General features: G+C 71.0%; 12 protein-coding genes. All 12 read right to left on the bottom strand.

The genetic code is table 11. The features are described 5' to 3' along the window. Positions 1-20 precede the first annotated feature (20 nt). Positions 21-536 (bottom strand): arginine repressor, encoded by a 516-nt coding sequence (locus VAB18032_RS10655; RefSeq protein ID WP_013732826.1) that lies wholly within the window; start codon positions 534-536, stop codon positions 21-23. A gap of 6 nt (positions 537-542) precedes the next feature. After that, the gene (gene argF / locus VAB18032_RS10650) at positions 543-1463 is read right to left on the bottom strand and encodes an ornithine carbamoyltransferase (protein WP_013732825.1); all 921 of its coding nucleotides are present in this window, start codon (positions 1461-1463) and stop codon (positions 543-545) included. Further along, complete coding sequence (locus VAB18032_RS10645; protein ID WP_013732824.1) at positions 1460-2725, bottom strand: acetylornithine transaminase; 1266 nt, start codon at positions 2723-2725, stop codon at positions 1460-1462. The genes argF and VAB18032_RS10645 overlap by 4 nt, the downstream gene beginning before the upstream one ends. Further along, complete coding sequence (gene argB / locus VAB18032_RS10640) at positions 2722-3657, bottom strand: acetylglutamate kinase (RefSeq protein ID WP_050814580.1); 936 nt, start codon at positions 3655-3657, stop codon at positions 2722-2724. Before argB ends, VAB18032_RS10645 begins: the two co-directional genes overlap by 4 nt. Before the next feature lie 2 nt (positions 3658-3659). After that, positions 3660-4832, bottom strand: a complete 1173-nt coding sequence (gene argJ / locus VAB18032_RS10635; RefSeq protein ID WP_013732822.1) for a bifunctional glutamate N-acetyltransferase/amino-acid acetyltransferase ArgJ — start codon at positions 4830-4832, stop codon at positions 3660-3662. Beyond that, positions 4829-5830, bottom strand: a complete 1002-nt coding sequence (argC, locus tag VAB18032_RS10630) for an N-acetyl-gamma-glutamyl-phosphate reductase (RefSeq protein ID WP_013732821.1) — start codon at positions 5828-5830, stop codon at positions 4829-4831. Before argC ends, argJ begins: the two co-directional genes overlap by 4 nt. Positions 5831-5977: 147 nt before the next feature. Then, positions 5978-7003, bottom strand: coding sequence for an NAD-dependent epimerase/dehydratase family protein (locus VAB18032_RS10625; protein ID WP_013732820.1), 1026 nt, complete (start codon positions 7001-7003; stop codon positions 5978-5980). An 8-nt stretch (positions 7004-7011) separates the two neighbouring features. Then, a complete protein-coding gene (locus VAB18032_RS10620; protein WP_013732819.1) occupies positions 7012-7791 on the bottom strand; it encodes a glycosyltransferase family 2 protein in 780 nt (259 codons plus the stop codon). Further along, on the bottom strand, positions 7788-8990 hold the full coding sequence (locus tag VAB18032_RS10615; protein ID WP_043720359.1) for a nucleotide sugar dehydrogenase: 1203 nt from the start codon (positions 8988-8990) through the stop codon (positions 7788-7790). The genes VAB18032_RS10620 and VAB18032_RS10615 overlap by 4 nt, the downstream gene beginning before the upstream one ends. Before the next feature lie 182 nt (positions 8991-9172). Next, positions 9173-9997 (bottom strand): hypothetical protein, encoded by an 825-nt coding sequence (locus VAB18032_RS10610; protein WP_081476077.1) that lies wholly within the window; start codon positions 9995-9997, stop codon positions 9173-9175. After that, a complete protein-coding gene (locus VAB18032_RS10605; protein ID WP_013732816.1) occupies positions 9997-12333 on the bottom strand; it encodes a hypothetical protein in 2337 nt (778 codons plus the stop codon). Before VAB18032_RS10605 ends, VAB18032_RS10610 begins: the two co-directional genes overlap by 1 nt. Further along, positions 12330-13205 carry a hypothetical protein gene (locus VAB18032_RS10600; protein WP_415877990.1) on the bottom strand — a complete coding sequence of 292 codons (876 nt, stop codon included), beginning with the start codon at positions 13203-13205 and terminating at the stop codon, positions 12330-12332. The genes VAB18032_RS10605 and VAB18032_RS10600 overlap by 4 nt, the downstream gene beginning before the upstream one ends. Between the last annotated feature and the right edge of the window lie 246 nt (positions 13206-13451).

The raw sequence follows: 13451 nt of genomic DNA, 5'->3' as shown, positions 1-13451 counted from the left end.
CAACCGGGCGTACCGAGCGTTCATGGTGTGACACTCCCGTCGACGTTCTCGTCGCGGCGGGCCCAGCCGGCGAGCCGTTCGCCGAGCGCGGCGCCGCCGTCGCTCTCGCGGGCCACGACGAGGATGGTGTCGTCGCCGGCGATGGTGCCGACGACCTCCGGCAGGCCAGCCCGGTCCAACGCGCTGGCCAGATACTGGGCGGCCCCCGGTGGGGTACGCAGCACGGCGATGTTGCCGCTGGAGTCGACCTCGTTGAGCAACTCACGCAGCAGCCGTACCAGCCGGGCCGGGGCTGCCTCCGCGTCGCGCAACGGGCGGTGCCCGTCCTCCGGGATCACGTACACGGCGCGTCCGTCGCCGCCGCGGGCGGTGACGGCGCCGAGCTCCTTCAGATCCCGGGAGAGGGTGGCCTGGGTAACCTGGACGCCCTCGTCGCCGAGCAGTTCGGCGAGTTCGGTCTGCGACCGGATCGCCTTGTCACGGATCAGCTCGACGATGCGGGCGTGCCGGGCGGCACGGGTCAGCGGTGTCGTCATGGGCTCCTACCCTGCCAGGAGGAAGGCCAGCAGCGCCTTCTGGGCGTGCAACCGGTTCTCCGCCTGGTCGAACACCGCGCTCTGCGGGCCGTCGAGCACCTCGTCGGTGATCTCCTCGCCGCGGTGCGCGGGCAGGCAGTGCAGCACGATCGCCTCCGGCGCCGCGTGCCCGAGCAGCGTCTTGTTGACCTGGTAGGGCAGGAACGGGGTGATCCGGTCCAGGCCGTCGCTCTCCTGCCCCATCGAGGTCCAGGTGTCGGTGGCGATCACGTCGGCGTCGCGGACGGCGGCCACCGGGTCGGTGAACACCTGCGCCGAGCCGCCGGTGTCGGCGGCGATCTCCTCGGCTCGGGCCACCACCTCGGCGGCGGGCTGGAAGCCCTCCGGTCCGGCGATCCGCACGTGCATGCCGGCGGTCACCCCGGCCAGCAGGTACGAGTGGGCCATGTTGTTCGCCGCGTCGCCGACGTAGGTCAGCGTCCGCCCGACGGTGCCGCCGCACCACTCCCGCACCGTGAGCAGGTCGGCCAGCAGTTGGCAGGGGTGGAAGCCGTCGGTCAGCGCGTTGACCACCGGCACGGACGCACCGGCGGCCACCTCGGCGATCCGGTCGTCGCCGTGGGTGCGCAGCACGATCGCGGCCACGTACCGGGACAGCACCCGGCCGGCGTCGCTCAGGGCCTCACCCCGACCGAAGTGCGTGACCTGGGTGTCCACCACCAGGGGGTGGCCGCCGAGTTCGGCGATACCGACGTCGAAGGAGATCCGGGTCCGCAGGCTCTGCTTGTCGAACAGCACGGCCACCGCCCGGGGCCCGGCCAGCGGGGTGTGCGCGAAACGGTCGGCCTTCATCCGGGCCGCCAGGTCGAGCACGGCGGACTGCTCGGCCGGGGTGAGGTCGTCGTCGCGCAGGAAGTGCCGGGTCATGCGGGGGCCTCCGTCGGGGTCGGATCCACGTCGGTCGGCGTGGTGTGTACGGCGATCGGTCCACGCGGGTGCTGATCGGTGGCACCCGGGGCCACCGACGCGGCGGCGGTCAGCGCGATGGGCAGGGCGGCCAGGAAGGCGTCGGCCTGCGCGGCGGTGAGGATCAGCGGCGGGGCGAGCCGGAGCACGTCCGGCTGCACCGGGTTGACCAGGAAACCGGCCGTCCGCAGCGCCTCGGCGGCGGCCGGGGCCACCGGCGCGGTCAGCGTCACGCCGAGCAGCAGCCCGGCGCCCCGGACCCCGGCGACCAGCGGGTGCCCGAGCGCGTCGATGCCCCGGCGGATCCGTTCACCGACCCGCTTGACGTGGTCGAGCAGCCCTTCGTGGGCGATGGTGGAGATCACCGCGAGGGCGGCGGCGCAGCTGACCGGGTTACCGCCGAAGGTGGTGCCGTGCGAGCCGGGGGCCAGCAGGTCGGCGGCCGGGCCGAAGGCGAGGGTGGCGCCGATGGGCAGCCCACCGCCGAGCCCCTTGGCCAGGGTCACCACGTCCGGTTCGACGCCCTCGGCCTGGTGGGCGAACCAGTGCCCGGTACGCCCGATGCCGGTCTGCACCTCGTCGAGCACCAGCAGCGCGCCGTGCCGGGCGGTGATCCGCCGCGCGGCGGCGAGGTAGCCGGCGAGTGGGACGACGACGCCGTTCTCGCCCTGGATCGGCTCCAGGATCACCATGGCGGTGGCGTCGGTGACGGCCGCCTCCAGTGCGGCCACGTCGCCGTACGGGACGTGGGTGACCTCGCCGGGCAGCGGGCGGAACGGGTCGGCCTTGGCGGGCTGGCCGGTCAGGGCCAGGGCACCCATGGTGCGCCCGTGGAAACCACCCACGGTGGCCACCACGTGGGTGCGGCCGGTGCGCCGGGACAGTTTGAACGCCGCCTCGTTGGCCTCCGCGCCGGAGTTGGCGAAGAAGACCCGGCCGGGCCGGCCGGCCAGCGCCAGCAGCAACTCGGCCAGGGCCACCGGAGGCTCGGAGATGAACAGGTTCGACACGTGCCCGAGGGTGGCGACCTGCTTGGACACGGCGGCCACCACTGCCGGGTGGGCGTGCCCGAGGGAGTTGACGGCGATGCCGCCGAGCAGGTCGACGTACTCGCGGCCGGTCTCGTCGACCACGACGGCGCCGGAGCCGGAGACGAGGGCCAGCGGTGGGGTGCCGTAGTTGTCCATCATGGACTGACGCCACCGGTCGCTGAGGGCGGTCATGACGCCACCGAGCCTTCCTGGTTCGCGGGGCCGGCAACCTCGCTGGACGCGCTCACGACCATGGTTCCGAAACCTTCCGAGGTGAATACTTCCAGCAGCGTGGAGTGGGCCACCCGGCCGTCCACCACGTGCGCGGCCGGCACGCCGCCGCTGACCGCCCGCAGGCAGGCCTCCATCTTGGGCACCATGCCCGACTCCAGCGACGGCAGCAGCTTCGCCAGCTCGTCGGTGGTGATCTCGCTGATCAGGCTGGAGGTGTCCGGCCAGTTGGCGTAGAGGCCGGGTACGTCGGTGAGCACGACCAGCTTGCGGGCCTGCAACGCGATCGCGAGCGCGGCGGCGGCGGTGTCGGCGTTGAGGTTGTGCAGCACCCCGTCGGTGTCCGGCGCCACGGTGGAGATCACCGGGATGCGGCCGGCCGCGATCAGGTCCGTCACCGCGGAGGCGTTCACCGACTCGACGTCGCCGACCTGCCCGACGTCGACCGGCTCCCCGTCGACGTACGCGGGGCGGCGTACCGCGGTGAACAGGCCGGCGTCCTCACCGGAGAGCCCGACCGCGAGCGGACCGTGGGAGTTGATCAGCCCGACCAGTTCCCGCCCGACCTGGCCGACAAGCACCATCCGGACCACGTCCATCGCCTCCGGCGTGGTCACCCGCAGGCCGCCCCGGAACTCGCTGTCGATGCCGAGGCGCCCGAGCATCGCCGAGATCTGCGGGCCGCCGCCGTGCACCACGACCGGCTTGAGACCGACGTGGCGCAGGAACACCATGTCGGCGGCGAAGGCCCGCTGCAACTCCGGGTCGATCATGGCGTTGCCGCCGTACTTGACCACGACGGTGGCGCCGGAGAACCGCTCCAGCCAGGGCAGCGCCTCGATCAGGGTGGCCGCTTTGGCCTGGGCGCGGGTCAGGTCCGAGTTCAGGTTCATGCTCATGTGGAGTAGGCCGAGTTCTCGTGCACGTACGCGTGGGACAAGTCGTTGGTCCACACCGTCGCCTCGGTGACGCCGGCGTGCAGGTCGATGCGGATGGTGACGTCCCGGCCGGTCAGGTCGACCTTCGAGCGGTCCTCGGCGGCGGCACCGCCCCGGCAGACCCAGATCCCGTTGACGGCCACGTCGACGGCGTCCGGCTCGAACTCGGCGGCGGTGGTGCCGACGGCGGCGAGGATCCGACCCCAGTTCGGGTCGTTGCCGAACAGCGCGGTCTTCACCAGGTTGTTGCGGGCCACCGACCGGCCCACCTCGACCGCGTCGTCCTCGTCGGCCGCACCGACGACCTCGATGGCGATCTGCTTGGTGGCGCCCTCGGCGTCGGCGATCAACTGTTGGGCCAGGTCGTGGCAGGCGGCGGTGACCGCCGCAGTCAACTCCGCAGCGCTCGGCGTGACCCCGGCCGCGCCGCTGGCCAGCAGCAAAACGGTGTCGTTTGTGGACATGCAGCCGTCGGAGTCGATCCGGTCGAAGGTGACCCGGGTGGCGGCGCGCAACGCGGCGTCGAGCGTCTGCGGGTCGGCGACCGCGTCGGTGGTCAGCACGCAGAGCATGGTGGCCATCGCCGGGGCGAGCATGCCGGCGCCCTTGGCCATGCCGCCGACGGTCCAGCCGGCACCGGAGATCACCGTGGTCTTCGGCCGGGTGTCCGTGGTCATGATCGCCTCGGCGGCGGCGTCCCCGCCGTCGACCGTCAGACCGCCGATGGCGGCGCTGACCCCCGGCAGGAGCTTGTCCATCGGCAGCCGCTCGCCGATCAGGCCGGTCGAGCAGATCGCCACCTCACCCGCGCCGAACGGCTGGTCGGGGTGCTGCGCGGTCAGTGCGGCGGCGGCGTGCTCGGCGGTGGCGTGGGTGTCCTGGAAGCCGGCCGGGCCGGTGCAGGCGTTCGCCCCGCCGGAGTTGAGCACCACCGCCCGGACCACGCCGCCGTGCAGCACCTGCTCGCTCCATGCCACCGGTGCGGCCTTGACCCGGTTGCTGGTGAACACGCCGGCGACACCGGTGTCCGGGCCGTCGTTGACGACCACCGCGATGTCCGGTGCGCCGCTGCTCTTGAGCCCGGCGGCGACCCCGGCCGCCCGGAACCCGGCGGGTGTGGTGACGGTCATGGCGTTACTCCCAGCGGGGACAGGCCTGTGGTCTCGGGCAGGCCGAACATCAGGTTGGCGTTCTGCACCGCCTGACCTGCGGCGCCCTTGCCGAGGTTGTCCAGGGCGGCGACCACGATCAGTCGACCGGAGTCGACGTCGACGGTGGCCTGCAGGTGGCAGGAGTTGCTGCCCAGGGTGGCGGCGGTGTGCGGCCAGCGGCCCTCGGGCAGCAGGTGGACGAAGGGGCTGTCCGCGTACGCCTGGGCCAGCACGGCCCGGGGGTCCGCCGAGCCGGTCGGCCGGGCGGTCACGGTGGCCAGGATGCCGCGTGGCATCGGCGCGAGCACCGGGGTGAAGGACAGGCCGGTCGCGCCGGTGGCCTGCTTGATCTCCGGTACGTGCTGGTGGGCGCCGACCTTGTAGGGCGACAGGTCGCCCATCACCTCGCTGGCCAGCAGGTGGGTCTTGGCGGCCCGGCCGGCCCCGGAGGTGCCGGAGGCGGCGACGACCACCACGTCGGCGGGGTCGGCGACACCGGCGGCGATCAGCGGCGCGAGCGCCAAGGTGATCGTCGCGGCGTAGCAGCCGGTGTTGGCGACCCGGGTGGCGGCGGCGATCCGCTCGGCCTGCCCGGGCAGTTCCGGCAGGCCGTAGGTCCACGCGCCGGCGTGCGGGCCGCCGTAGTAGCGGGCCCAGGCGTCACCGTCGGTGAGGCGGTGGTCCGCGCCGAGGTCCACCACCCGGACGCCGGTGGGCAGCTGCGCGGCGAGGGCGGCCGACTGGCCGTGCGGCAGCGCGAGGAAGAGCAGGTCGGCCTCGGCGAGCGTCTCCGGTACGGTCTCGGCGAAGGTGTGGTCCAGCCCGACCAGCTGCGGGTGCACGCTGTCGACGCGCTGCCCCGCCTGACTGTGCGCGGTGGCGGTGACCAGATCGAACTCAGGATGCCCGGCGAGCAGGCGGAGCAACTCACCGCCCGCGTAGCCACTCGCACCGGCGACCGCGACCCGGATTCCCATGCCTACCTCCGTATGACTATGCAGGGAGGTTAGCAGCAGCGAGACTGGCGCTGCAAGTTCATGCAGTCGACCGTATGAGAATACTTGCTGTGTTAAGAAGGGGCCCCTGCTCTACCGGAGGCGTTAACAGGGGGCCCTTCCTTGCACCTACAGGCGGCCGGCGTGCACGGCGTCGGTGACCCAGGGGATGACCTCGTCGAGCATCGTGTCGAGCGAGGTGGTGGCGGTGAAGCCGAGCACCTCGGCTGCCTTCGTGGTGTCCGGCACCCGCTTGCGGACGTCGTAGCGGAACGGTTCGTCGCTGACGTACCGGAACGGCACCTCCGCACCCTTGATCTTGTGCCAGATCAACTCGGCCAACTCCAGCACCGTGGTCGACCGGGCGGTGGAGAGGTTGAAGTCCTCGTTGTGGGCCGCCGGATGCTCGATCGCCGTCGCGATGCCCCGGGCCAGGTCACCACCGTAGGTGTAGTGCCGCACCTGATCGCCCTCGCCCAGGATGTGCAGCGGATCCTGCCCCTTGACGATCTTCTGCACCAGGTCGGGCACCACGTGCGACATGGCCAGCTTCACGTTGCCGGAGAGCACCTCGGCCTGACCCAGCGCCCGCCCCTCCCCCACGCCCACACAGTTGAACGGCCGCACGATCGTGAACGGCAACTGGTACTGCTCCCAGGCGGCGCGGGCGTAGTACTCCACGGCCAACTTCTGGAACCCGTACGACGACAGCGGCGGCGGGATGCGCCGCTCGTCGCCCTCCCGGCTCGGCCAGTGCTCCGTCGACTCGTACACCATCGAGGAGGAGAGGTAGGTGACCTTGCGCAGCGTGCCGTCGCGGTGCGCCCGCAGCGCCGCGTCGCAGGTCGCCGCCATGATCCGCTCGTTGGTGGCGAGCAGGTCATAGGCGTACGCGTGGAAGTAGGAAATCCCACCGATCATCGCCGCCCCGGCGACCAGATGGTCACAACCGTCCAGCAGCTCGGTCAACAGGTCGGTGTCACGGGCGTCGCCCTCGACGAACCGGAACCGCGGATGGGTGTCGTAGCTGTGGCTGACCGGGCCGTACTTGGAGAAGTTGTCCACCCCGACGACCTCGTGGCCCCGGTCCAACAGCTCCGCGACCAGGTAGCCGCCGATGAAGCCGGCCGAACCAGTTACCAGGACCTTCGCCACGTGCGCTCCTATGCGGTCTTCTCGTACTCGGTGGACTCGACGCTCTGCACCGCCGCCGGTCGGGTCCGGGCGGCCAGCTTCTCCCGGCTCAGCCGTCGACCGTAGGCGAACAGATACCAGCGCAGGTACCCGGGGAGGAACCGGCCCAGGTCGAAGTGGGACTCCCCGAGCGGCCGATCCAGCCAGATCGTCGGGATCTCGGCCACCGGCAGCCGCAACCGGGTCGCCTTGGCGGTCAACTCCAGCCCGATCTCGAAACCGGTCCGCGACTCGATGCCCACCTCCCGGACGAAGGCCGTGTCGTACGCCTTGAAGCTGTTGGTGGCGTCCCGGGTGCCCACCCGCGCCAGGGTGTAGAGGCTGCGCCCCGCCCAGCGGGACATCAACCGCTTCAGCCTCGGCCCACCCACCTGCTGACCGCCGGGCATGTACCGGGAAGCGGCGGCGACCACCACGCCCCGGTCCACCAGCCGGGCCAACTCGTCGATCTGCCGGGGATCGTCACAGCCGTCGGCCATCGTCACCACCACAACCGGGGCCCGCGCCACGTCGATGCCGAACCGGATCGCGTTGGCCGGCCCCCGCCCGTACGTGTTGAGCACCGCCCGCACCCGCGGGTCGGTACGGGCGGCCTGCACGACGTACGGGACGGTGGTGTCCTCCGGCATGTCGTGCACGATGAGCACCTCGGCCGGCAGCAGCATCTCCCGCAGCATCCGCTCCAGACAGCGCACGATCGCCGCGCCCTCGTTGTAGACCGGCACGATCACCGAGACCCGGGGGATCACACCCGCACCCCCTGCCCGGTCAGACCCCACATGTCGATCACCGGTTTGTCGGTGTCCAGGCGGGCGTACTGCTCGTGCGGGGCGGCGATGACCAGCAGATCGGCCCGGCGCAGCACCTCGTCGAGGTCGACGAAACGCTCGTCGATGACGTACGGGTCGGTGCAGAGCGTCTCCCGGGTCTTCAACGCCAGGATCTTGCGCAGCTTGTACGCCAGACTCTCCCGGGGATCGTCGCTGCCACCCTTGAACGCCATGCCGAGGATGCCCACCGTCGAGCTGGCCAGGTCGAACCGGTCCTCCAGCCGCGAGACCAGGTACAACGGCAGACCCTCATTGATCAGCATCGCCGAGTGGCCGAGCACGAAGTTGTTCCGGTTGAACGCGGCCAACTGCATGGTGTCCTTGAACAGGCACGGCCCGGCCGCGAACCCGGGCATCGGCAGGTCGGCGGCGCGGGGGTACTCGTACGCCACGGCGTGCCGGATCCGGGCGAAGTCCAGCCCGAAGTCGTTGGCCATCATCCAGAACTGGTTGGCGGTGGCGAACTTGATGTACCGCCAGGTGTTGGTGAACAGCTTCGCCAGCTCCGCCTCCTCCGGCGTCAGCGTGACGATCCGGTCGGTCAGGTGCCGGAACAGCTTCTCCGCCCGGGTCAGCGACTGCGGGGTACGCGCCGCCACGATCTGCGGCAGCGTGAACAGCTCGGTCATCGCGTGCCCCTCGGCGATGCGCTCCGGGCAGAAGGCGACATCCGCCTGCACTCCCCGGCCGACCAGCAACTTCTCGGTCAACGCGGTCACTCCGGGGTAGACGGTGCTGCGCAGCACCACCAACTGCCCGTCGCGCAGATGCTCCGCACAGCGTTCCAATGCCCGCGGCACGGCCCCCAGGTCCGGGTTCAGATGCTCGTCGACCGGGGTGCCGACCACCACCACCAGATGCTCGGAGGTGCCGACAGCGGCCGGGTCGGTGGTGGCCCGCAGCCGCCCGGCGGCCACCGCCTCCGCAAGGGGTCCGGCCGCCCCGGCCTCGGCGAACGGCAGGGTCGCCGAGTTGACCGTGGCGACGGCGTCGGCGTTGATGTCGTACAGCACGACGGAGAGCCCGCGGGCGGCGAACGCGATGCCCAGTGGCAGGCCCACCCGGCCGCAACCACCGACTATGCAGACGTCGACCGAGGCGGGTGGCTCATCGGGCATGAGGGGGCTCCCGTGGGGGTGGCGGGTGTGATCCCAGGGTCATCGGGGTCACAGCAGGCTAACCCCTCAGAGGTGACTCGTGGGTAACCAAATAATCCAACCGTCGTGACCTTTCGGCCGATGCCGCCCGCCGCCGACTCCTCCCCCGCCCGATCAGGGGGAAGAGTCGACGACCCGAGTTGTCACATCGACTGTCGGGTAAGCCCCTGCTGCCGCTCGTAGGTGCGCAGCGCGATGTCCCATGCCTGGGTGTACTCGGACGGGCCGAGACCGAGATCGCCGTGTCCCTTGACGGCCTCCCGCAGCAACTCCACAAGCTTCGGAACGATGTCGCGGCGTTCCGTGACGTAGCGCTGGAACACCTCGGCGAACTCCGCGCCGGTCAGTCTGGCGGCGTACGCGGTGACCGGTTCGTCCTGGAGGTTCTGCAACACCGCCGCCCACCGACGGGTCAGATCGTCGGCCTGCCGGGTACGGATCTTCTCCAGTTCGTGCTCACACTCCAGCGCGATCCGCTGTTCCCAGTACGGACGCAGCCATTCCCGCACCCGCTCGTCCGGGCTGACCCGGAGCCGCACCGTGAACTGGGGCAGGTGCGCTTCCTGCGGCCAACGCTGGTGCATCAGCAGATCGTTCAGCGCCCGTTCGAGGTCGTGGGAACGGTGCGGCTCATGCTCGCGAGCCAGGTCCACAGCACGCTCACGGACGATCCCCATCGCCCAGGGCAACAGCGCCTCGGCCCGCAGCCGCAGCCCGTCGAAGGTCATGTTGGTCGCGGTCCACAGGTAGACGACGTGCAGGTTGAAGTCGAACGCGTCGCCCTTCGCCGGCACCAGCAGGGGTTGTGGCACGTCCTGCCGAAAGGTGACCCGGGTAGGTGCCGGGGGCGGCAGTGCGGGGGCGGGAACGGGAACCGGGGCGGGCGGGAAGATCGCGTGCCACCAGCGGCGAGGCCGCGGCGGCACACCCTGCCGCACGTGAGACGTCCCGGAAGGTCCAGTGATCATCAGGCATCCTCAAAGGTCAGAGTTTCGACGTCGTTGAGCAGGGCGCACCCGGGCATGACCGGGCGCCAGACGTGACGCAGCTGGTGATGGAGCCGACGACGCAGCGGAGGCCGTCCGGCCAACACCAGCCGCAGCAGCGCCAGCACGTGCGCGGACACCTCGGCCTGACCGTCCGCCCGGCTGAGCCAGAAGCCGAGCGTCCGCCAGGATCGGTACGCCGTCTCGGGCAGGCTCAGCGCTGTCGCCCAGAGAGTTGCCAGGTCGTGGGCGGAGACGATCTCGCTACGCGCCAGATCCAGCAGCTCCGGCCAGTGTTCCCGAGGTGGTCGTGCCCACCGTTCGGCCAGGATCCGCAACGCTCGCGCGGCGTGCAGCCGCACCTCTCGGTCTTCCGGGTCGGTCGATCTGGCCCACTGCGCCAGAGACGTCACCAGAGCAGCCCCGTGTCCGCCCTGGTAGACCTCGACCAAGCCACGCACGACCGAGTTGTGCCAGCGTTGCATCCGCCCGGAGGCGACCAGCCGAAGCTGCACCAGGGCGGCGTCCGGCCACAGCCGGGCCAGCCCCAGTTCGTGGGCGCGGGCGACGGTGTCGCGCAGATGTGCCGCCGGCCCGGCGGCCCAGCGGTCCAACTCGACGCTGACCCGCTGCCGCAACCGAGGCTGCATCGCAATCGCGACAAGAACGATCGCGGCCGCCTGCCGTACGCTCGCTCGCCGCTCCCGGGCAAGGTCGCGCACAGTGTCCAGGGCCGTCTGCACGTCCCGGCCGGCCGACCATCCGATGGCGGCGGCTGCCGCCTGTCGTACGTCCGGCTGCTCGGCCCGCACCATGTCCGCGAACCAGCCGAGCAGCGCCCGGGGCGTCCACCAGTCGGTCCAGGCCACATCCAGGACAGCGGACCGCAGCTGCTCGGTGCCGACCGAGAACTGCATCCGGATGCCGCCGGTCGCCCAGTCCTCGTCCGGTATCACGATGGCGCCGCGCAGCATCGGGCCGAGCACCTCGTCGAGGGTGACGCCGCGCAGACGTACCGTGGCCGACTGTAGCCCTTCCGGGCCGGACACCAAGCGTTCAGCCGCGAGGCGGATCTCGACCGTCGACAGTCCGGCGAGAACCACGCAGGCCAGCCGGAAGGCCCGTACCTGCTCAGCGGACCAGCCCACCGAGGCACCGGCGTCGGCCGGCACGTCGAGGATCTGGGAGGCACGCTCACGAAGCTGTCGGGGCAGCAGTTGCGCCAGCCGGTCCGTCAGTGCCCTGGCGCGCGGCACCGTCTGCGCGAGCGCCGCCACGACGGGGACCACCTCGCGGGGCCGAGGTGCTCCGGCCAGGTACACCGAGAGCAGTTGATGCCGGAGGCATTCCTCGTCGACGTACTGATCCACGCACTCGCCGACACAGTGGCCGGCGCAGAAGCCCACACAGCGCCCGGCCAACTCCCGCCGTAGAGCGGCGCGGAACACCTCGGCCGCAGGTGCCGGACGGTGCTCGACGACGTGCCCGGCGAGGTCCTGGACACGCCGGGAGAAATCGCCGACCAGCAGCAGTGTCATGGCATTGGCCGCAGCCCGCTCGGCGAGCCCCATCAGGGTGTAGCCGTCCAGCGCACCGACCATCTCATCGGTCAGCCGCAGCACGTAGCCGCTGCCCCGGCGCTGACCCAGCTTCGTCCGGAACACATCGGTGAGCTGCTCGACCCCGAGGATGTTCACCCCGCCGACACCGTGCCGGCGAGCCGAGGCGACCAGCGCTGAGGTGAGTCTTCCGCTGCCCGACGGTCCGGACAGGCACACCAGATGGCGCTGCTTCAGATGGTGATCGAGTTGCTGATCGCTGCCGGCCGGCGCGTAACCCCGCACCAGGTCCAGCACCGTCGTCTCACTGAGCGTCTCCGACCAGACCCGACGGCCGTCCACCGAGTCGGACGCCGCAGTGACATTGACCGTACCGATGGCGAGGGCACCGTGCCCGGTCGCGTTCTGGCCCCGGACGTACATGTTGCCGGCATCGATCCCCGCGTCACCGAACAGACCGGCCAGCCGGCGCAGCACATCACCGGAGTCGAGCGCATCCTCACGGTCCTCCTCATCGCCGTCGTCCGACTCGTCGTTCGGAGCTGGGTCGGCGTCCGTGTCCGGTGCCGATCCGTCAGCGGCACCACTGGCCGGATCCCCGGGACGTCCCTGACCCGAATCGCCGCCGGCATCTGGTCCGACTTCGGCCGCACCGGCTTCGGACTGGCCCGGCCGGGATCCGCCCGCCTCGCCGAACGTGGCCGGGTCGGTGCGCCCCGGCGGGTCCCCGGCCACCGGCTCCGGATATCGGTCGTTCATCGGTCCACGTCCGGGCGCAGGATGGCGTCACGACCGATGGATCCGATCGCCATCGCACCCGGTCCCACGGCGTTCTGGCCGTTGACCCGGATGTTGCCGGTACGGATGCCGCCGGCCGGCGGCTCACCACCGTGCCCGGTTCCGCTCTCCCCGCTCGGCTGCGCCGCCTCGCCCGGTTTCACCGCCTCGTCCAGCGACGATGGCTGCTGGCCGGGCGACGCATCGTCCCGCCAGGAGGTCACATCCTCGTCGAGAACACAGAGCCACGCCGGCTCAGAGAACCCCTTCTCTGGCTGGACCACCTCGATGCGCCGGAACCGGTCCGGCCGAATCTCCTCCGGGTACTCGGTCACCACGTCCCGGTAGATGTCGGAGGAGACCACCAGGGCAACTCCGGCGTCCGGGAAGGCCGCCAACGCTCGGCGCACCGGTGTCGCGTCGCAGAGCCGACTGACCATGACGACCGCCTGGCCGGGAAAACCGTTGGCCCCGTCCAGGTGCACCATGCCCTGATGTACCGCCACACGTAGCCGGATACGGGCCACCGGGAGACGGCTGGCGTTGTACTGCCGCAGTCGCCGGTTCAGTTCCGGCAGGAACCGCCCGATCACCCTCGCCTCGGGAATCTCGCGGGGCAGGACGGCCAGTTCCCCGTCTCCCGCCTGCTGCGTCGCCCAGCCGACACGATCCATGCCCACCCCGTCGGCTGCCTCACGCAGCAGCCGATGGAAGTCCTGCTGCGCTTCGTACTGCTGGACGTTGCCGCGCCGGCTGTAGCGCTCCATGTCCACGCAGACCAACAACCGCCGCTCCGGATGTTGCATCTCGTCACCCTCCTCACCCCGGTCCGTGAGGCCGGGCACGAGCGACATCCAACTGGGGGCGACGCCCAGAGACCCCGTAGAAGTACGGCTTCAGTGGCAATGTCCGTCAGCAGTCATCCCGCACGACACGGGTATTTTGGGCGACTGTCCAGGGTGCACTTGTGGCATGTGGAGCGTCCCGATCGACGTACTGTTGGAGCTGGGCCTGGATCTGCACCTCACACTCGGGCTGTTGCTCGCCTACCTGCTCGGTGTGGTGCTGGCACGACGGGTGAGACGTATCGCGGCCGGACG

The sequence above is a fragment of the Micromonospora maris AB-18-032 genome, assembly GCF_000204155.1.
In the GTDB taxonomy this organism is placed as follows: Bacteria; Actinomycetota; Actinomycetes; order Mycobacteriales; family Micromonosporaceae; genus Micromonospora; species Micromonospora gifhornensis.
The sequence above is the reverse complement of the archived record's forward strand: the minus strand, read 5'-3'. Positions and strand labels throughout refer to the sequence as shown.